Origin of the sequence: Ligilactobacillus salivarius (assembly GCF_035231985.1) — a bacterium.
Lineage (GTDB): Bacteria > Bacillota > Bacilli > Lactobacillales > Lactobacillaceae > Ligilactobacillus > Ligilactobacillus salivarius.
The window spans coordinates 180062-198961 of record NZ_CP117983.1 but is presented as its reverse complement, the minus strand read 5'-3'; the positions used below and the strand labels follow the sequence as shown (position 1 = coordinate 198961).

Annotated in this window: 20 protein-coding genes; 6 read left to right on the top strand and 14 right to left on the bottom strand. The window is 33.8% G+C overall.

From position 1 onward, the window contains the following. The first annotated feature begins 142 nt into the window (after window positions 1-142). Both PTA89_RS00825 and PTA89_RS00820 read left to right on the top strand, forming a co-directional pair. Window positions 143-379: a hypothetical protein gene (locus tag PTA89_RS00825; RefSeq protein ID WP_003704979.1), complete on the top strand. Its 237-nt coding sequence runs from the start codon at window positions 143-145 to the stop codon at window positions 377-379. 6 nt (window positions 380-385) lie between these two features. Continuing rightward, complete coding sequence (locus PTA89_RS00820; RefSeq protein WP_250200812.1) at window positions 386-940, top strand: DUF4256 domain-containing protein; 555 nt, start codon at window positions 386-388, stop codon at window positions 938-940. 175 nt (window positions 941-1115) lie between these two features. Here PTA89_RS00820 and PTA89_RS00815 read toward each other — a convergent pair whose 3' ends face one another. The 3 genes from PTA89_RS00815 to PTA89_RS00805 form a co-directional block, all read right to left on the bottom strand. Next, entirely contained in the window at window positions 1116-1931 is an 816-nt protein-coding gene (locus PTA89_RS00815) for a MetQ/NlpA family ABC transporter substrate-binding protein (protein WP_081540499.1), read from the bottom strand. A 69-nt stretch (window positions 1932-2000) separates the two neighbouring features. Further along, window positions 2001-2687: a methionine ABC transporter permease gene (locus tag PTA89_RS00810; protein ID WP_003700817.1), complete on the bottom strand. Its 687-nt coding sequence runs from the start codon at window positions 2685-2687 to the stop codon at window positions 2001-2003. Further along, window positions 2680-3738: a methionine ABC transporter ATP-binding protein gene (locus PTA89_RS00805; protein ID WP_161022833.1), complete on the bottom strand. Its 1059-nt coding sequence runs from the start codon at window positions 3736-3738 to the stop codon at window positions 2680-2682. The genes PTA89_RS00810 and PTA89_RS00805 overlap by 8 nt, the downstream gene beginning before the upstream one ends. Window positions 3739-4207: 469 nt before the next feature. Between PTA89_RS00805 and PTA89_RS00800 the strand changes: the two genes are divergently transcribed. Beyond that, a complete protein-coding gene (locus PTA89_RS00800; protein ID WP_253005963.1) occupies window positions 4208-4732 on the top strand; it encodes a hypothetical protein in 525 nt (174 codons plus the stop codon). A gap of 59 nt (window positions 4733-4791) precedes the next feature. Here the strand turns inward: PTA89_RS00800 and PTA89_RS00795 are convergent, their stop codons facing one another. Then, window positions 4792-6891 carry a putative ornithine decarboxylase gene (locus PTA89_RS00795; RefSeq protein WP_324177255.1) on the bottom strand — a complete coding sequence of 700 codons (2100 nt, stop codon included), beginning with the start codon at window positions 6889-6891 and terminating at the stop codon, window positions 4792-4794. Window positions 6892-7201: 310 nt separating this feature from the next. Here PTA89_RS00795 and PTA89_RS00790 point away from each other — a divergent pair, with 310 nt between their 5' ends. After that, window positions 7202-8557 (top strand): FAD-dependent oxidoreductase, encoded by a 1356-nt coding sequence (locus PTA89_RS00790; protein ID WP_255906633.1) that lies wholly within the window; start codon window positions 7202-7204, stop codon window positions 8555-8557. Window positions 8558-8614: 57 nt separating this feature from the next. Here the strand turns inward: PTA89_RS00790 and PTA89_RS00785 are convergent, their stop codons facing one another. Both PTA89_RS00785 and PTA89_RS00780 read right to left on the bottom strand, forming a co-directional pair. After that, window positions 8615-9496, bottom strand: a complete 882-nt coding sequence (locus tag PTA89_RS00785) for a 3-hydroxyacyl-CoA dehydrogenase (RefSeq protein WP_273779600.1) — start codon at window positions 9494-9496, stop codon at window positions 8615-8617. 16 nt (window positions 9497-9512) lie between these two features. Then, window positions 9513-10346: an acetoacetate decarboxylase family protein gene (locus PTA89_RS00780; RefSeq protein ID WP_273779599.1), complete on the bottom strand. Its 834-nt coding sequence runs from the start codon at window positions 10344-10346 to the stop codon at window positions 9513-9515. A gap of 167 nt (window positions 10347-10513) precedes the next feature. Here PTA89_RS00780 and PTA89_RS00775 point away from each other — a divergent pair, with 167 nt between their 5' ends. Next, window positions 10514-11158, top strand: a complete 645-nt coding sequence (locus PTA89_RS00775) for a nitroreductase family protein (protein WP_081537694.1) — start codon at window positions 10514-10516, stop codon at window positions 11156-11158. A 51-nt stretch (window positions 11159-11209) separates the two neighbouring features. Here PTA89_RS00775 and PTA89_RS00770 read toward each other — a convergent pair whose 3' ends face one another. The 8 genes from PTA89_RS00770 to PTA89_RS00735 all read right to left on the bottom strand — a co-directional run bounded on the left by PTA89_RS00770 (window position 11210) and on the right by PTA89_RS00735 (window position 17863). After that, window positions 11210-12358: an ArgE/DapE family deacylase gene (locus PTA89_RS00770; protein ID WP_324177254.1), complete on the bottom strand. Its 1149-nt coding sequence runs from the start codon at window positions 12356-12358 to the stop codon at window positions 11210-11212. A gap of 41 nt (window positions 12359-12399) precedes the next feature. Next, window positions 12400-13101 (bottom strand): methionine ABC transporter permease, encoded by a 702-nt coding sequence (locus PTA89_RS00765; RefSeq protein WP_003700804.1) that lies wholly within the window; start codon window positions 13099-13101, stop codon window positions 12400-12402. Further along, a complete protein-coding gene (locus PTA89_RS00760) occupies window positions 13094-14155 on the bottom strand; it encodes a methionine ABC transporter ATP-binding protein (RefSeq protein WP_069468748.1) in 1062 nt (353 codons plus the stop codon). The genes PTA89_RS00765 and PTA89_RS00760 overlap by 8 nt, the downstream gene beginning before the upstream one ends. Window positions 14156-14176: 21 nt before the next feature. After that, window positions 14177-15019 (bottom strand): MetQ/NlpA family ABC transporter substrate-binding protein, encoded by an 843-nt coding sequence (locus PTA89_RS00755; protein ID WP_324177253.1) that lies wholly within the window; start codon window positions 15017-15019, stop codon window positions 14177-14179. A gap of 50 nt (window positions 15020-15069) precedes the next feature. Continuing rightward, window positions 15070-16194: a 5-methyltetrahydropteroyltriglutamate--homocysteine S-methyltransferase gene (locus PTA89_RS00750; protein WP_324177252.1), complete on the bottom strand. Its 1125-nt coding sequence runs from the start codon at window positions 16192-16194 to the stop codon at window positions 15070-15072. A gap of 442 nt (window positions 16195-16636) precedes the next feature. Then, complete coding sequence (locus PTA89_RS00745) at window positions 16637-16954, bottom strand: carboxymuconolactone decarboxylase family protein (RefSeq protein ID WP_034982273.1); 318 nt, start codon at window positions 16952-16954, stop codon at window positions 16637-16639. An 11-nt stretch (window positions 16955-16965) separates the two neighbouring features. After that, a complete protein-coding gene (locus tag PTA89_RS00740) occupies window positions 16966-17367 on the bottom strand; it encodes a cupin domain-containing protein (RefSeq protein ID WP_324177251.1) in 402 nt (133 codons plus the stop codon). 25 nt (window positions 17368-17392) lie between these two features. Further along, window positions 17393-17863: a flavodoxin gene (locus PTA89_RS00735; protein ID WP_324177250.1), complete on the bottom strand. Its 471-nt coding sequence runs from the start codon at window positions 17861-17863 to the stop codon at window positions 17393-17395. A 135-nt stretch (window positions 17864-17998) separates the two neighbouring features. Here PTA89_RS00735 and PTA89_RS00730 point away from each other — a divergent pair, with 135 nt between their 5' ends. Then, complete coding sequence (locus tag PTA89_RS00730) at window positions 17999-18862, top strand: CPBP family intramembrane glutamic endopeptidase (RefSeq protein ID WP_324177249.1); 864 nt, start codon at window positions 17999-18001, stop codon at window positions 18860-18862. The last annotated feature ends 38 nt before the right edge of the window (window positions 18863-18900 follow it).

The window sequence follows — 18900 nt, the reverse complement described above, 5'->3', positions numbered from 1 at the left end:
ATAGATCACACACCATATACTCATTTATATTTTACCATATTCATTTATTATTTTTCTTGTTTGTTTACTGTCTATTGTAGCACTGCTTCATAAATTTGATATAATATTTCATATCAAGCTTGTAAAGGATGATATTTTTATTGTGAATAACTTGAAGAAGAAAGCTACTATCGCTTTTAGCATTTTACTAATATTAAGCCTCATTTGTATTGGAGTTTCTGCATGGTTAATCATTAGTGAAGCTAGTGCTGTTATTACTTTAGTTATGTTTTTCGTTGATTTTATTGTATTGTGTGCATTATTAACAATAGTATTTACTGCGTATTTCTACAAAAAACGTATGAAACAACTAGAAAAGCAAGAAAAAAAACATAGGTAAACTATTATGGAAAAAATTATTGATAACTTAATCTCAAAAGATGACTTATTTAAAACTTTAGAAAATCGTTTTAATAAAAATATTTATCGTCATCCTAATATAAAATGGGATGAAATCGCGTCTTTATTAGAAAATGATTCCGAGAAGATTTCTAGCTTATCCTACCTTGAAACTAGTGGGGGAGAACCTGATGTTACTGAGATCAATAACCAGATTGTTTTTATTGATTTTTGTAAAGAATCTCCTAAAGAACGCAGAAGCTTGTGTTACGATAAATCTGCTCGTGTTAGTAGAAAAAAATTCCCACCTGTTTCTAGTGTTTGTGAAATTTGTAAGCAATGGCAAGTAGAACTCTTAACTGAAAATGACTATCATGCACTGCAAGAAATCCAAGCTGTCGATCTTAAAACTTCTAGTTGGTTACTTACACCTGATAACATCCGCCAACTTGGTGGTGCAATTTTTGGTGATCGACGTTATGATACAACCTTTATTTATCACAACGGTGCAGATTCCTACTATGCTAGTCGCGGCTTTAGGGCTAAATTAATTTTAAAATAATTCCATTTTCCATATTTGGACACAGGACCAATTTTCTAATTTATGCAAATCAAACGTTTACTTGTATAAATTAGAAAATTGGTCCTGTGTCTAGATTCGACTTTTTTTAAAAAAAGCAAAAAAATTACTGGACCCCAATCAATTGAGATCCAGTAATTTTTAATAGTTCTTAATATTATTTAGCTGGAAGTACTCCACCTTTGAATTCTTTCTTAATCCAATTTTGTGTATCATCAGATTGTAATACTTTTACTAACTTCTTAATAGCTGGCTTGTTCTTGTCAGCTTTACGTACAGCAATGATGTTAGCATATGGAGAGCTCTTCTTTTCTAGAGCAATTGCATCTTTAGAAGGATTTAAACCTGCTTGTACAGCATAGTTAGCATTGATTACATAAGCAGCATCCTTACCTTCTTTGTATAAACGAGGCATTAACTTAGCTTCAAAAGAGTGCTTGAATTTCAAATGTTTCTTGTTTGTAGCAATATCATTAAAGTTAGCTGTTTCAATATTTGTGCCCTTCTTTAATGTAATTAATCCTGCATCCTTAAAGATTGTCAAAATACGACCATAGTCAGATACATTAGAGGAAACATTAACTGTTGCTCCCTTAGGTAAATCCTTCAAACTCTTGTACTTCTTGGAGTATACACCGATTGGTTCCAAGTGAATATTACCAGCTGAAACTAATGTACCGTTGTTCTTCTTGTTCCAGTTATTTAAAAATGGTGTGTGTTGGAAGTAGTTAGCATCAATTTCCTTGTTAGCCAAAGCCTTGTTAGGAATAATGTAGTCGTCATACTTCTTAATCTTTAAGTCAATGCCTTCCTTCTTTAATTCAGGCTTTACATGTTCCAAAATTTTAGCATGGGGAGTTGGAGATGCCCCAACTGTTAAAGTTGTATCGGCATTTGCCTTAGAAACGCCTGTAAATAAGAAAGCAGCTGCTGCAACTGATGTAATTAAACCAAAAACTGTTTTTTTCTTCATAATCCATTCACCTCATAATTTTATTTTTCTATAAACTACCTTTTTGATGTAGAGTTTAACATCCTTTAATTAACGTTTATCAATCTTCTTAACTGTTGAGTCGCCTAACCATTGGAAAACAAACACGATTAAAACGATAATTACAGTTGCGACTAATGTTATCGCATTGTTGTAGGATTGGAACCCATCAGTATAGGCAAGTTGTCCTAAACCACCAGCACCGATTGCTCCAGCCATGGCAATATAACCAATCAACGCAATTGTTGAAACTGTTATCCCTGAAACTAGTGCAGGTAGTGATTCAGGAATTAACACTTTGTATAAGATTTGCCATTTGTTAGCCCCCATCGCTACTGCTGCTTCAATAACACCTTTGTCTACTTCGTGAAATGCAATTTCAACTAGACGAGCATACATTGGGGAAGCACCGATAACTAAAGCTGGAATTCCGGCCTTAGCTCCTGTAATAGAGCCAACCAAAACTTGTGTTAATGGTAACAGTAATACGATTAAAATGATAAATGGGATGGAGCGGAAAATGTTAACAAATACTCCAACAATAACATTCAAGATCTTAACCGATAATTTATCACTACCTGAAGTTTCAAATAATAGCAGACCTAATAATAATCCTAAAATTGCGACGATAGCGATTGATACGACTGTCATCCAAATCGTTTCCCAAGTTGCACTCCACATATCTGGCCAGTTAACATTCTTAAACTGGAAATATGACTGTATACCTTGATTATTCATTACTTATCACCCTCACTTCCACTCTTAAAGTTTCAAGGAACTTCAAAGCTTCTTGAATATCTTCATCGCTACCAACTAACTGAACAAATAACGTTCCAATTGTTCGAGCTTTGTCGGCCAACTGATGAATTGATCCTTCCAAGATACTTAACTGCACTTCTGGAAATTGTCTGACCAATTCCGAAACTACTGGTAATTGAACTTGGTCTCCATGGAATCTCAATTCTATTAATTGACCATGTGGATATTTTTCTAAAAGTTGATTTACAACTTCCTTAACATCAGGTGTATTATTTGTATCGACTTCTGCATTAACGAAACGTTTCGTTAAGTCTTGTTGAGGATGAGTAAATACTTCTGAAACAGGTCCTTCTTCAATAACTTTACCTGTTTCCATTACTGCCACCTTATCAGCCAAACGTCTAATAACGTGCATTTCGTGAGTAATAATTACAATTGTTAGATTTAACTTTCGATTAATATCTTCAAGTAAATCCAATACTTCTTCAGTAGTTTGTGGATCCAAAGCACTTGTAGCTTCATCTGAAATCAAAATTTCAGGATCATTAGCCAATGCTCTTGCAATACCAACTCTTTGCTTTTGTCCCCCAGATAATTGGCTAGGGTAAGCATGTAATCTATCACCCAATCCTACTAATTCTGCTAATTTCTTAGCTTTATCAATTCTTTTGCTCTTAGGAACTCCTGCAATCTCTAACGGAAAAGTAATATTTTCCAAAACTGTTCGTGACCAAAGTAAATTGAAATGTTGGAAAATGATTCCAATTTTCTTTCTTTGTTCACGCAAGTCTCTTCCGGCAAGATTATCTACTCGCTTACCATGAATAAGAATTTTACCTTCCGTTGGTTTTTCTAATCCATTTAACATTCTAACTAATGTACTTTTCCCTGCTCCAGAAAAGCCGACAATTCCAAATACTTCACCGGATTTGATTTCAAGATTTACATTCTGTACAGCCTTGACTTCATTATCAGCCGTTTGGAATGTCTTTGAGATGTTTTCAAACTTAATTGCTGGTGTATCAACCATCTCCTATCAACCCCTTCTCTAAAAATAAAAAAGCGGTTCTCACCCAAATATAAGGGCGAAAACCGCGGTACCACCTTAGTTCGTTGTTAATTAAAACAACCTCACTAGCTTAATAGCTTAAATTATATCGTATTCTAACGGAGTAATGGCTTGCACCATTTACTCTAACTCCGAGACCATTCTCACTGACTCCGTATACTTCCTTTCACCTTACGAAGCTCTCTTATAATACTTCTGTCAGATCTCTTCTCATCATCGTTTATTATGTCTTATTCAATTTGTACTTAGATATTAACGTGCTTTTTCTCATTTGTCAATGAATATATGAGAAAAATCTAAGAAAAAATTTAATTTAATGTAAATGTTTAAATTAGCCCAACTAATTAATAAATTTATTTTTGCTTGGAAAATTCCAGCAAAGTGATAATATTAAGTTGCTTAATTTTGAAGTAAGAAAGGAGTAGTTACAATGGAAACAAGCCATATAGATTTGGCAATTTTAAATTATGCTGCAAATAATATATGCTTAGATGCCGATAGAGGTGAGGCCTCAACCTTTATTTATTGTTTTGATTCAATAGCTACACAAATTGCAGCATTACTAGAAAAACTAGGTTTTACTACTGAAATAAAGGAACACAATAGTTATGTAATAAAATCTATCGAAGGCACTATGGTAAAACTAAATATCGACTTTACCACACCTAAGCAAAATAAAATTACCTCTTCTCTACCAATAGAGATATTAACAGCAACAGAAGCTAAAAAGTTAGCTGATGACAATAAAGTTAACGCTGAAGCTATCAAAAGCATAGAAAAAGAGAGAAACAAGGGTTTTGAAACACATGATGTTAGATTTCTAACTTTGGATAGAGATAAAGTCCATCTTAATTCTGGATTTTTAGACTACCTTCTTAACACAGAGGTAGGACCATATGCAGATGATAAAACCGTTACTTTCAAAATTAAAAATCGTTCTGCTTATGATTATTAATAGGTTTAAGAACAATTCGATAAAATAAAAAGCGACACAAAAATGTCGCTTTTTATTCACTATAACACAAATCCTTGAGCCTTTGTTACCCCAGTATCTTTATTCAAATACACACCTTGAATTTCTGGATCAAATCCAGGGAATTTGTCAATAGCACCCATTAATATCTTAAAGTAATCCACATCAATCTTTTGCCATTTTTCACCTGGAGCTACAATGAATACTCCTGGTGGATATGGTAGCGCACCTTCAAGAGCTACTCTTCCTTCAATTTCATCTAAATCTACTAACTCTCCTTCATTCTTCATAAATAACTTATCTGCTTCAGCAGGTGTCATTTCATAATCTTGGAAGGTCTTCTTTAAAAACAAATCTTGTTGAAGTTTGTAGATTTCATTTTTAGCATAATATTCATGCATTTCTTGGCAAAGTTGTTTAATTGTATAACCTCGATAGCGTTTAGGATTTTGTTTAACTAATCGTGGTAACACCTGTTCCAATAGTGCATCGCGCAAGTAATATTCTTCAAATTCTAAAAATGAGGTTAACAGTGCTTCTAAATCAGCATCTCTTTCTCCAGGAGTTAGCAAGAATAATGTTGAATACAAATCAGACTTACATGTAATTACTCTCTTCTCTATTAAATACTCTCCAATAACTTTTCCAGGTATTCCTGTTTTTTCGTATTTACCAGTTGCTAAGTTAATTCCAGGACAAACCACAGTTAATTTTAATGGGCTAATGATTGCTTCATCCTTAGCTATTCCTTTAAATCCATGCCAATCATCTGTTTCTTCCATCTTCCAGTAAGATAGGTTATCCATTAATTCTTGTTCTGACTTTTCATTTATTTCTTGGGCATTTAAGGTCTTAAATAATTTAGATTTTCGATTCAAAGCTTTTCTAAATCTTATTCCCTTCTTCATAGCTTCTTCCCACCATTTTTTAGGTGCTTCACCCTTAGCCAAAGCTGTATTCACTGTCAATGATGCATAAATTGGATAGGAATAAGAAGTTGTTACATATTTCAAATAAGCATTATTGAAATGTTTATGGTCTACATAACGTTTTTGCCCTTTGATATGTGCATCTTTCTTCAAGATTTGCGAAGTTTGAGCTAAACCTGCTTGTTGTTTATGAATAGATTGTGTCACTAATATTCCGGGATCATCAGCTGTATATTTATATTGTAGTGGTGATAGTTGTTTCATGATATTTACAAATTGTTCGTAACCACCCCAAGCACAGTCAAAGAGAACATAGTCACAAAGTTTGCCAATCTTATCTAATAGCCACTTTGCATTATAGAAAACACCGTCAAATGTTTCGAGTTGTAAAACCGCCATTCTAAATGGTCTTTTAGCTTTAGCCCTTTCTGGATCAACTTTAGCAATCTCAGCCCTAATTTTTTCTTCATCCAAGTCATCGCTAATTACCGGACCAATTAGTCCCAAAGGATTTCGACTTGTTGGAAGATATACAGGTTTAGCTCCAGTCATAATAAGGGCACTATTGTATAAAGATTTATGATTATTTCTATCAAATAAGACCAAGTCTCCTTCTGATAAAACTGCATTGGCACAAATTGTATTTGAACTAGTTGTTCCGTTTGTTACATAGTAAACTTTATCAGCATTAAATGCTTGTGCTGCCTCTTGTTCAGAATCAAGTGGCGTTCCACCATGAGTTAAGGTGTCGCCTAATTCTGCCACTGTATCACTTACATCAGCTCGTAACATATTATCTCCAAAGAACTTTTTGAATACTACACCAGCTGGATGTTTTTCATAAAATTGTCCGTTGTGATGCCCTGGAGTTGTATAACTAACTGGTTTTTCATCAGCAAAATTGATTAAATCTCTTAAAAAACCAGGTACATTTTCTTCTTCATAATGTTGTGCCACTTGAGCTACCTTACTTTGCAAATCCTCTTTTGATAAATCTTCACTAGCATCTACCCAAACGATTGGAACTTGTAAACTATCCTTTTCCATTAACTCTTGAGCCTTTTGAAATGCAACTTCATCTGCTTTAGGCAACACAAAAGCTGCTAATTCGGCTGCTGTAATTCCACTATAAATATTACTTGGTAACCATGGCAGTGGTACATACATTTCTGTTGTTGAAGTTGTTCCTATTTTTAATATTTTATTTTTCATTTCTACTTTACCTCATCGTATTTTATCTGTTCCTGCTCACTTAATTGTAAGACTTAAATTTAGAAATTACCAAAAAAATTAGGCAGAAAATTTTGACTATTATCATAAATTTTGCAACGATTTGTCAAATCGAGTCAGATTTTATGACTCAATTTCTATAATCGTGTCATATTTTGTGATTCGATTATGGAATCGTAGCAAATTGATTTGATTCAAAAAAATAATACTTTGTGCAAAATTTAACTTGAAATATTGTGAAAACGTTCTATAATTAAATAGTGTAAAATATATTTTGAAGGAAGATGATTACATGAAAGTTATTGTTGTAGGTTCATCACACGGTGGTTATGAAGCGGTTGAAGGTTTATTAAAAGATTATCCTGACGCAGAAATCCAATGGTATGAACAAGGCGACTTCCTTTCATTCCTATCTTGTGGCATGCAGCTATTTTTGGAAGGCAAAGTTGATAGTGCTGATAAAGTACGTTATATGACTCCTGAAGCCATTCGAAGTCGTGGTGTAAGTTTGTTCGAACAAACACAAGTAATTGCCTTACATAGTGCAGACCACGAAATCGAAGTTAAGGATTTACAAACAAGTGAAGTTAGAACTGAAAGTTATGATAAACTAATTCTCAGTCCTGGTGCTGTTCCAATGGAATTAAACGTTCCTGGTAAAAATCTTGAAAACGTCTACTATATGCGTGGCCATGATTGGGCAGTTAAACTTAAAGAAAAAGTTCTTGATAACAATGTTAAAAATGTTGTTGTTATCGGAAGTGGATATATTGGTATCGAAGCTGCTGAAGTATTTGCTAAGGCAGGTAAATCGGTTGAAGTTCTAGATATGTTACCACGACCATTAGCTACATATCTCGATAAGGAATTGACTGATGTAATTGAACCTGAACTTACTCAAAACAATGTACACGTTCATGGCAATCAACTCGTTCAAGAATATTTAGGCGAAAATACCGTTACTGGTGTGAAAACGGATAAGGGTGAATATCCTGCAGATTTAGTTATTGTTGCTGCTGGTGTTAAACCAAATACAGCTTGGCTGAAAGGCGAACTTGCAATGTATCCAAATGGAATTGTTAAGACTGATAACTTTATGCGTTCAAGTGCGGATGATGTATTTGTAGTTGGCGATGCAACATTACTTAAATACAATCCAGGAAATACTTTATTGAACGTCGCTTTAGCAACTAATGCTCGTAAGCAAGGTAGATTTGCAGTTAAGAATTTAGAAGCACCTCTCCATCCTTTCCCTGGAGTACAAGGAACTTCTGCATTATCAGTATTTGATTATAAATTTGCTTCAAGTGGATTGAATGCCACAACTGCTCAAAAATTAGGTAAGCAAGTACGTTCAGTAGTAGTCGAAGATGATTTCAGAATGGACTTTGTTCCTAAAGAAGAAAATGCTCACGTTTGGTTCAAGTTAACTTATGATCCAGATACAAAAGCTATTTTAGGTGGTCAAATTCTTTCCAAGCATGACTTAACAGCTTATATCAATGTTATCTCACTTGCAATTAAAACTAAGCAAACAATTTATGATCTAGCTTATGAAGATTTCTTCTTCCAACCTGGCTTTGATAAACCTTGGAACATCTTGAACTTAGCTGGTTTAGCTGCTGAAAAACAAGAAGATGAAGATTAGAAAAATAGTATCAGAAGAAGTGATAATGTATCCTTCTCTGATACTATTTTTATGCTTTTAAACTTTCAAAAAATCTGCTGATTCATAAGCTGGATGTGGATACTTGTAGAATCCTTCACCAGCTTCAATGCCGTAATGACCTTCATCAATCATTTGCTTCAATTTATCAGCAATTGCTTTAGCTGCTGCATCTTCAGCATGTGCATTAAAGATCGCATATGTTGTCCTTAAGCCAATTGCATCCAGTGACATGAATGGTCCCATCGGCGAACCTGTAGCTTTCATCCAATCTTTATCAATCGTCATTGGATCTGCAACTCCTTTAGCCCACAATCCTAGAGCAGCGTTCAGATACGGTACCGATAAGGAATTCATAATGTATCCCCGTTGTTCTTTCTTCAAAACAATTGGTAGCATGTTAATTTCTTTAGCGAATTCCACCACTTTATCAATAACTTCTTTATCCGTTTTTTCATTACCCACAATTTCAGAAGTATTAAATTTCCAAATGTGATTTGCAAAATGCATATGCAAAAATTTTTCTGGTCTATCAACAAATTTCACTAGTTGACTAGGTACTAAAGTTGAACTATTACTTGCTAAAATTACATCTTTTGGTAGTACCTGACACATCTTTTGGTAAAAGATTCCTTTTATTTCTAGATTTTCTGGAACTGATTCAATCACATATTCTGTATTTTTAGTAGCAATTTCCATATCATTAGTAATCTCAACGATATTCTTCATCGCTCTTTTTACATCACTATCCGTAATCCCCATCTCTTGTTTATACATCTTCTGAACTTTATTCAATCTTCTAATTGCACGATCTGGATGCGGATTCCAGATAGATACTGTAAATCCATAGAATGCGGCTTGAAATGCAATTTGACTACCTAATGTACCTGCTCCGGCAATTGTAATTTTCTTAAAACTCATAATCTACACCTTCTCGTTAATCTTGCTTAGTTACGAAAGTTCTATCGTAGTGTCCAGTAATCAAGTATGGAGCAATTTCTTCTGGATTAAGAGAGTCTAGCTTTAGAGTCTTATGCATAACGGAATAGTCCATCTTGTAATGTGCGCCACCAACTGGCTTAAGTACTTCTAATTCAGCTAAAGGATCATCTTCGCTGGAAGTAAGTTTTATATCTATTTTTCCAATTTCCATATCAGTAGTTAAGCCTGTACTTTGAGTTGCAATTAACTCAGTATCTACAAACTTATTAGATCCATCATCTTGTTGTTCAATATCGTAATTAATGAAGAAACTTGCCATTTCTGATGGTTCACCTAATTTCACTTGGCTACCAAACATTTTCTTAACTGTTTCAATATCATTAGGCACTCCAGCTTCCCACTTTAAGTTCAAAATTTCTGTACCATGTCTGATTATTTTAGCTTGTACTTTATTTTCTGATTTTTCTATTTTAATATCATCTGCTAATTTTTTAGGCATACATGCGCCTTCACGACCAGCAATCATCGCCTCCTCTGCACCTTCACCACTTAGATATAAGACAAATGGGTAGGCTCCCATTATCTTATCTTGGTAACTAACAAACGCATACAATACAGCTTCATCATATGGAGCAGCAAAAGTTGGATCTCCCATATGGGTGACGTAGCCCATGATGACAGGTGCTACAACTTTCAAAGGTTTAGGCACCACTTCAGCTAACTTCTCAGCTGAAGTTACATAGGCAAACATTATTCCATCTTGCTTCTTCATGTTAGGACGACAAAGAAAGTTTCTTACCTCTTCCTCATTAGCAACAAAACTACTCATGAAAATCACTCCATTCTTTTAAAACGTTTTCATTTGTATTATAGTTCTTTTATTTTGCAATAAAAAGAAACAGTTTTATCATTTTGAATTTTTTTCTATAACTATTTTAGTGATATAATATTATGTGAAAACGATTACTATTATAGAACCAAAGGAAGCGAATTATCATGACTAATTTCAAAAACAATGATTTCGAAAGTGTAATGTTAGGTCGTCATTCAGTACGTAAATTCGATACTTCTGTAAAAATTCCTCGTGAAGAATTGAAAGAAATGGTTGCCAATGCTATTACGGCTCCTTCTGCATGTAATTTACAAGCATGGCATTTCATCGTAGTTGATACTCCAGAAGGAAAAGATAAATTACGTTCATTCTTCATGAAGTTCAATTTACCACAGTTAGAAACATCTTCTGCTATTGTAATGCTTTTCGGTGATACGCTAGCTTTTAAGAAATATCGTGCTTTATGGGAAAATATTTACGAACAAAAACAAATTAGTAAGGAAGAATTAGATCGTATCCTTAATACTTTCTTACCACTGTATGAAAATGCCGATAAACAATTATTAACTGCTGATGCTATGGTTGACAGTTCTTTAGCTGCTATGCAATTCATGCTAGCTGCTCGTGCTCATGGCTACGACACTAATCCAATTGCTGGATATGATGCTAAAAAAGCTGCTACTGCTTTAGGGCTAGATCCAGAACGTTATGTCCCAGTTATGGCAATTGCTGTTGGTAAAGCAGATAGTGAGTCCACTGACATTAAATCTACTCGTTATAGTGTTGACGATGTTATTGAATTTCAATAAATAATAATTAAGGGTTGGAAAAGGCGACAATTATCTTTTCCAACCCTTATTTTATTCAAAATATCTCAATATTATTTGTTTGTAAATTTCTACCAATGCTAAATAACTAGAAATTGTTGTATATTCATCGATCTGATGACTTACATTACTTTCACCAGGTCCTAAAATTATAACAGGTAAATTAGTGTTATCTTTTACAAAAACAGATGCATCAGTAGCCCCATTCATTGTTATCAATTCTGGTTGCTTACCTTCAACATAATTAGAGAATACTTCTTGACTAACAGTTAATGCTGTCTGTACAAAATCATCTTCTGGATTTGAAACAACAGGATACCAGTCATGAATTAATTCAAAAGTGAGTTTAGCCCCATTTTTATCATTCACTTTATCTACCGCTGATTTTAAACGTTCAATTATTTGTTTATTATTAAAAGCACTAGTTGGACGAATATTTCCATAAAGTTCCCCTTCATCAGGAATTGTGTTAACTTGTTCACCCACATTTAAAATAGTTACACTATGTTTTAGTTCACCTAAATATGGGTCGCGAGGAACATCATCAAAAAGTGTACGTTCTATAGCAGCAAAATCAACTAAAGCATCTAATGCATTATTTCCCAATTCTGGTGTTGATGAATGAACGGATTTTCCATGACTTACGATGCGATAATTAAAACTTCCAGAGTGTGCATATATTATATCTCCATTAGTTGCTTCACCCACAACTAATGCATCTAGATCTTTAGCTACTCCTAAATCTCTTAGCCTGTTAGCTCCTGGTGTACCATACTCTTCGCCAGCAGTTGCAATAAATCTAATATGTCCTGGTATTTTTTCCAAATCTGATAATTCAATAATTGCTATTGCTAAAGCTGCCAAGCCGCTCTTCATATCAGCTGCTCCACGTCCATATAATCTGTCACCATCAATTTTAGCTTCTAATGGGGGATAGCTCCATTTATCTTCATTTCCTAATGCAACAGTATCCATATGTCCTGTAAGTCCTAGTACTTTTTCGCCTTGTCCAACATCTAGTACTAAATTAGCTCTTCTATCACCAAATTCATCAACCTTTGATTCTAAATTTGATTTTGCAAAAAGCTTGTGTAAATATTTTGCTATCTCTAATTCATTCCCATTAACTGAATTAATTTGGATTAAATCCTGTAAAATTTTAATTTTTTCTTTGTCTTCCATAAATCTAGCCTCGATTCTTAGGTTTTATCAGATTTTGAAAACTATCTCTTTTGATGATTTAATATGTTTGCCAAAAAATCTCCTACTAATTGGATTACTATAACTATCAATAGGACTAATAATGTCGCTACAATAGTTATGTCGTTATTGAAACGATTATATCCATAAGAAATAGCCGTATTACCTAAACCTCCAGCACCAATCGCACCAGCCATCGCTGTTAAACCAACTAAACTGATAAGAGTTACTGTTGAAATTCTAACGAGTTCTGATCGCGCTTCTCGAAGGTATACATCTAGGATAATGTCTGTATTAGTTGCTCCTAAGGCCTGTGCTGCTTCAACTTTACCGTTATTTACACTTTCTAATGCTACTTGAACTTGTCGAGCATAGAATGGAAAAACTCCCAGTGATAAAGGAACAATTGCTGCCGTTGTTCCAATTTGTGTACCAACAATTAGTTTAGTCACTGGGGCAATAACAGCTAGTAAAATAATGAATGGAACAGCTCTAAATAGTGAAACTAATTTATCACAGATACTAAACCAGAGCTTGCTTTCTAAAATTCCTTTGGGCTTAGTTACTACTAAGATGATTCCAAAAATCAATCCTAAAATTCCACCAAAAATTGCAGGCCATAAAGTCATATAAAGTGTTTGAATAATTGAAGTCCACCAACCACTATCACCGGTCCAGCCCAAGTTTGCTACATTGGGTAAATATTTTTCAATAATACTAGTCATTCCAAATCCCCCGTTCATCAATTCTTGTTACTTCAACATTTTCTTTTTTCAAATAATCTGCAACCTTATCGAGTTTATCCGGTTCTCCCTTAGCCAAAATAAACATAGTTCCTACAGGTTCACTCTCTAAAACTTCAATATTTCCATACAACATTGACACGTCTAATCCTAGCTCTTTATACAATTCAAGAATTATTGACTTTGTAACATTTGCTGCAGAAAAGACAAGTTGAAATAATTTTTGATCAGGTGATAGGTTACCCAAATTGAATGCCTTCAAAGTTTCGATAGCTGCGAGTGATCCTCCCACAAATTGTCGACTCAATTCTTCTTTAGGACGAAGATATACATCGCGCAATTTCCCTTTTTCAATTATCACTCCATGTTCCATAATGGCTATTTTATTAGCTATTCTTTTTACAGCATCCATTTCGTGGGTAATCAAAACTATGGTCAAACCTAATTTTGCATTGAGTTCTTTTAAAAGATCTAAAATCTGATTTGTCGTTCGTGGATCTAACGCAGAAGTTGATTCATCAGAAATCAATATTTCAGGATCATTTGCCAAAGCTCTTGCAATTGCCACTCTTTGCTGTTCCCCACCAGATAATTGAATAGGATAAAACTTTGCTTTATCTTCTAATCCTACTAGTTTCAATAAGTTTAAAGCTTTCTCTTCAATTTCTTTATCAGATAAAGAACTATGACGTAAAGCAAAAGCAACATTATCTACTACTGTTGTTTCGTTTAAAAGATTGAAATGTTGAAATATCATTCCGATGTTTCTTCTTTGTTTTTGAAGTTCTTTATTACTAATTTGTTGCTTATTATCTGCAAACAATAACGTTCCATTCACTTTTACAGTACCTGAAGTTGGCTTTTGAAGTAGATTAATTGTACGTACTAGTGTAGATTTGCCTGCACCTGAATAACCCACTACTCCAAAAACATCTCCCTTTTCAACATTTAAATTGACATTCTTAACAGCATTAACGACTTGCTTTCCTTGTTTAAATGTGACATCTATATTTTCTAATGTAATAATATCCGTCATACATCATAGTCCCCTTTACTTCTATTTTAGTTTTAAATTCCAAGCTGTAACTTCACTGTTACCATAAGCTTTGTGGATTAATTTCTTTACAGCATCTGTTTGATAAGATTTAACCACTGCTTTATATGCTTCGTTATCCTTGTCTTTCTTATTAGCTACGATGACATTAATCCATTGTTCTGAATCTTTATTTAATGGCTCAGTATAAATTGTTTGTTTATCACCTAATTTTGCTGGAACAGCGTAAGTATTATTTACTACAGCGGCATCTACGTCATTTAGAGAACGAGCTGTTTGCTCAGCTCCCAATTCTTTGATCTTTAAATCTTTTGGATTCTTATCAATATCGGCAATTGTTGCTAATTTTCCTGTACCCTTCTTAAAACTGATTAACCCTGCATTTTTTAATACATATAATGCTCTGCTTTCGTTTGATGCATCATTTGGAACTGCAATAGTTGCATTTTGAGGCAATTCTTTAATACTCTTGTACTTATATGAATATAATCTAATAGGTGCAATAACTGTATTTCCAATTGGAACTAAGGTACCTTTATTGGCTTTATTCCACGCATTTAGGAAAGCTTTGTGTTGGAAACTATTCAAATCTATTTCGCCATTTTGTAGAGCTTTATTTGGCTGATTATAATCTGTAAAGTTTTTAATTTTAACTGTTACTCCATACTTTTCTTTAGCTGTTTTCTTTACTTGATTCCAAATTTTTTCATCTTGGTTAGTTTGTCCAACTACACCTACTGTTACTGTCTTCTTAGCTTCAGTCTTTTTATGACCAAAAGTGAAAAATGCTGCAACTGCAATTACAATAATTACTGCAATAAATCCTAATAAACCTTTTCTTCTCATAATATCGTCTCCTTATATGTAAAATACTTGGTAATTCTTAAATTTCTAGATTATTTCCAAACTTCTTTAGCAGTTTCTACTACTAATCTGATCTTTGCTTCTTGATCTTCTTCAGTCAGCTTGTTTCCTTCTTCTGTTGAGGCAAATCCACATTGTGTACTTAAAGCTAGATTTTCTAAATCAACATACTTAGCAGCTTCTTTGATTCTTTGCTTCAATTCTTCTTTATCTTCTAATTCTGGTTTCTTACTTGTAATAATTCCTAAGACCACCTCTTTACCTTTTGGAACAAATCTCAATGGCTCGAAGCCTCCAGATCGTTCATCATCAAACTCTAAATAAAATGCGTCAACATTTTCTTTAGCAAAAACATGTGCTGCAACTGGTTCATAACCTCCCTTAGATGCCCAAGTCGAATGATAGTTTCCACGACAAATGTGTGTCGTTATTCTTAAATCTTCTGGCAGATCTACTAAAGCACCATTATTTAATTCAAGATATAAATCTTGTAAACCATCTCTTGTATACTTTCCGTCTTCTGAGAAAACATTCCAAAAATCGTCATCAACGATAACTCCCCAAGTACAATCATCGAGTTTAATATCACGACAACCATGGTTATACAAATCAAGAATTAACTCACGATAAGCTTTAGAGATATCTGCCACTAATTCTTTGTGATCTGGGTAAAACTCATTTGTAATTTTCTTATTATGCTCATCTCTGAAAAGTTCTACGTATAATTGCGCTGGAGCTGGGATACTTTGACGTGCAGTTACGTCATCATCATCCTTAATTAATTCTTTTAGATATGAAAATGCTTGTACATCAGGATGATTTTCTACATAATGAATTTTTCCTGAAACTGTTGCTGAATCCGCTCTTGTTTCTTCACCATGGAAAAAGTATCCATGTTCTGGAATGGTATGTTCAATCCCACCAAATCCCCAAAAAGTATCTAGATGCCAATAACTTCTTCTAAACTCACCATCAGTTACTACTTTTAATCCAAGTTGCTTTTCCTTCTCAACTAAATCAGCAATTGCCTCGTTCTCAACAAATTTTAATTTTTCTCTTGAAATTTTATTTTCTAAAAATTCTTGTCGAGCTTGCTTTAATTTTTCTGGTCTTAAAAAACTTCCTACAGTATCGTAATGTAATACATCTTTTGTCATAAAAATCTCTCCTATCTTCTTTTTTGGCATAAAAAAACGCCCCTAGAACAACTTTTGTCATTCTAGGGACGTGTTATCATCTAATTCACGTGTTACCACCCATTATTCGATACTACCTCACAGTAATATCCTCACTAAGTACACTATACAAGCTATACTCGTTCGCTATAACAGGCGACCCCTGTTATCTGCTTGCCATGGCTCACAGATAATCTAGCTCCAAGACCATCTTCATTAAGCTTTCAACACATCGCATCTCACCATTCACGACTCTCTTTAGTGATACTCACATTAATTACTCATCTTTTCTTAGCTATTTTTAATTATTATGCCATAATAATATGTGATACAGGATATAATGTCAACACTAAATTTGAAATTAATAAAAAAATACCACTATATATTTTTGATATAGTGATATTTTTCAAAATCATTTAGTCTTTTACTTCCAAATTTCCTTAGCAATTCCAAATGCTGACCAAGCTTTAGGCCAACCTACATAAAATGCTAATTGAGTTATAATTTCAGAAATTTCTTCTTTTGTGATGCCATTTTCTTTTGCTTTATTCATATGATATTTTAATTGTTCAAAAGCACCTTGAGAAATTAAAGCAGTTACTGTTAAGAAACTTCTATCCCTTGGACTTAACTTATCTTCACGTGACCACACTTGTCCAAATAATACATCATCATTTAATTCCGCAAATTTAGGTGCAAAATCTCCTAAATTATCGCGTCCAGCAGTTTGTTTTTCAACCATTTTATTTTCCCCTATCCTAATTTGTTATATTCTTCATCGCTAACAGGTTCAAGCCATTCACTGTTACCTTTAGTAATTGCAACATGATTAAACCAACTATCTTTAGTTGCACCATGCCAATGCTTTACATCTTCATGAATTACAACTACATCGCCAGCTTTCAATAATTGAGCTGGTTTTCCTTCCTCTTGATACCAACCTTTCCCATCAGTTACCAACAAAATTTGATAACCATTATGATGAATATACCAGTTATTACGACATCCTGGTTCAAAGCTGACATTACCCACATTTACATCGATGTCAGCTTCTCCAACTAGGGATTTTAAGTAGCTTTCACCTACAAAATACTTCGCATAATCAACATTCTTACCACCAAAGCCAAATATATTATTCTTTACTTCTTTTTTCAAAATTTGCCATTATTTTTACCTCATCTTACTTAAAATTAATATCTCGTAACCAATTTTCAACATCTTTTTTAGAACTCAAAACACGGCCAGGCTTAACATCGGATCCAATTAACTCATTCATTACTTTCTGTGCTTGGTCATAAGTCGACCCACCTGATGTAGAAAAGGTTGCGATTTCTTTTCCACTCAAATCAAGCTTTTCAATTACAGTATTAATTATACGTGGAGGAATTCCCCACCACGTAGGATGTCCAATAAGGATTCTATCGTATTTTGTAAGATCTGGAAGTTGTCCTGCAAATTCCGGACGACTATTATTATCTTCTTGTTCGCGATTAGCACGACTATTATTGTTATGCCAATTCAAATCTTCAGAAGTATATGGTTGCTTAGCTTGAATGCGATATGTATCAGCACTTAGTTCTTGGGCAATCATCTCTGCTACTTTTTTAGTATTATTTGTCATTGAAAAATATATCACTAAACTTTTAGTCATATGCCATCCTTCCCTTCATCACTAACATACACCTTTGAGTTAACTCCAAGTCAATTCTTTTTTATTAATCAAATTTTGTTTATAGTTAATAATTAATGTATACTTGTAATATCTTTAAAGGAAAAGGGTGCTTTTATGAAAAAAACATTATTTGTCATTAAGACATTATTACTTGCTTTCTTACTTTTGAGTTTAGCAAGTATTCCAGGAGGTTTTGTCATGGGATACAGTTCCACATCAAATCCTGGTACTTCCACTGATACTCCTGTATTTCTAACTATCACTTTAATAGGTGAGATTATTGTTCCTATCTATCTCTTTATTTATTATCGTGCTAAAAATAATTTAGATGCACTTGATATTGTTATGCCATTTAAGAAAGATAAAATTACTCAAAAATTTGGCATAGGATATCTCATAGGTTTTCTAGCTTTTGCTATAATTTTCGCCATTGCTGTTTTTGGTGGAGGTTTTACTACTAAGATTGTATGGTCAAGTAAAAATATTGTTTTATTTGTATTAATGCTTATTGGATTTCTCATCCAAGGAACAACTGAAGAAATTATTTGCCGTGGATATATTCAAGGAAGGATTACTGAAAAATTAGGTGTATTTTGGGCAATTACTCTTAGTGCCCTCTTCTTTGCAAGTGGTCACTTAGGAAATGCTGGTGTTTCACTCGAAGGGTTCGTCGGTCTGCTTGCATTCGGTATTCTAACAGCCTTGCTTCGTTTTTATACAGGTGATCTTTGGCTATGTGGTGCTCTCCATGGTGCTTGGAATTTTGCTGAAGGCCCATTCTTTGGTACTCCAGTTTCTGGAATTAGTGGGACAGAACTATTATTTAAGTCTACTTCTGTACCTCACCATCCTTGGTTAAATGGTGGTGCTTTCGGTATTGAAGCTAGTCTTACTTGCATCATCGTATTAATCTTATTGTCATTTTTAACTGTTTACCTAGGTCAAAAATATTCAGATAATAAATTGGACCTAAACTAGTTTTTCTATGTTAAAATTTATAATAGATTAAATTTAGA

Excerpts from the sequence above, each read along its gene's own strand:
- PTA89_RS00820 (WP_250200812.1), top strand. The coding sequence starts at position 386 with ATGGAAAAAATTATTGATAACTTAATCTCAAAAGATGACTTATTTAAA.
- PTA89_RS00815 (WP_081540499.1), bottom strand. The coding sequence starts at position 1,931 with ATGAAGAAAAAAACAGTTTTTGGTTTAATTACATCAGTTGCAGCAGCT.
- PTA89_RS00810 (WP_003700817.1), bottom strand. The coding sequence starts at position 2,687 with ATGAATAATCAAGGTATACAGTCATATTTCCAGTTTAAGAATGTTAAC.
- PTA89_RS00805 (WP_161022833.1), bottom strand. The coding sequence starts at position 3,738 with ATGGTTGATACACCAGCAATTAAGTTTGAAAACATCTCAAAGACATTC.
- PTA89_RS00800 (WP_253005963.1), top strand. The coding sequence starts at position 4,208 with ATGGAAACAAGCCATATAGATTTGGCAATTTTAAATTATGCTGCAAAT.
- PTA89_RS00795 (WP_324177255.1), bottom strand. The coding sequence starts at position 6,891 with ATGAAAAATAAAATATTAAAAATAGGAACAACTTCAACAACAGAAATG.
- PTA89_RS00790 (WP_255906633.1), top strand. The coding sequence starts at position 7,202 with ATGAAAGTTATTGTTGTAGGTTCATCACACGGTGGTTATGAAGCGGTT.
- PTA89_RS00785 (WP_273779600.1), bottom strand. The coding sequence starts at position 9,496 with ATGAGTTTTAAGAAAATTACAATTGCCGGAGCAGGTACATTAGGTAGT.
- PTA89_RS00780 (WP_273779599.1), bottom strand. The coding sequence starts at position 10,346 with ATGAGTAGTTTTGTTGCTAATGAGGAAGAGGTAAGAAACTTTCTTTGT.
- PTA89_RS00775 (WP_081537694.1), top strand. The coding sequence starts at position 10,514 with ATGACTAATTTCAAAAACAATGATTTCGAAAGTGTAATGTTAGGTCGT.
- PTA89_RS00770 (WP_324177254.1), bottom strand. The coding sequence starts at position 12,358 with ATGGAAGACAAAGAAAAAATTAAAATTTTACAGGATTTAATCCAAATT.
- PTA89_RS00765 (WP_003700804.1), bottom strand. The coding sequence starts at position 13,101 with ATGACTAGTATTATTGAAAAATATTTACCCAATGTAGCAAACTTGGGC.
- PTA89_RS00760 (WP_069468748.1), bottom strand. The coding sequence starts at position 14,155 with ATGACGGATATTATTACATTAGAAAATATAGATGTCACATTTAAACAA.
- PTA89_RS00755 (WP_324177253.1), bottom strand. The coding sequence starts at position 15,019 with ATGAGAAGAAAAGGTTTATTAGGATTTATTGCAGTAATTATTGTAATT.
- PTA89_RS00750 (WP_324177252.1), bottom strand. The coding sequence starts at position 16,194 with ATGACAAAAGATGTATTACATTACGATACTGTAGGAAGTTTTTTAAGA.
- PTA89_RS00745 (WP_034982273.1), bottom strand. The coding sequence starts at position 16,954 with ATGGTTGAAAAACAAACTGCTGGACGCGATAATTTAGGAGATTTTGCA.
- PTA89_RS00735 (WP_324177250.1), bottom strand. The coding sequence starts at position 17,863 with ATGACTAAAAGTTTAGTGATATATTTTTCAATGACAAATAATACTAAA.
- PTA89_RS00730 (WP_324177249.1), top strand. The coding sequence starts at position 17,999 with ATGAAAAAAACATTATTTGTCATTAAGACATTATTACTTGCTTTCTTA.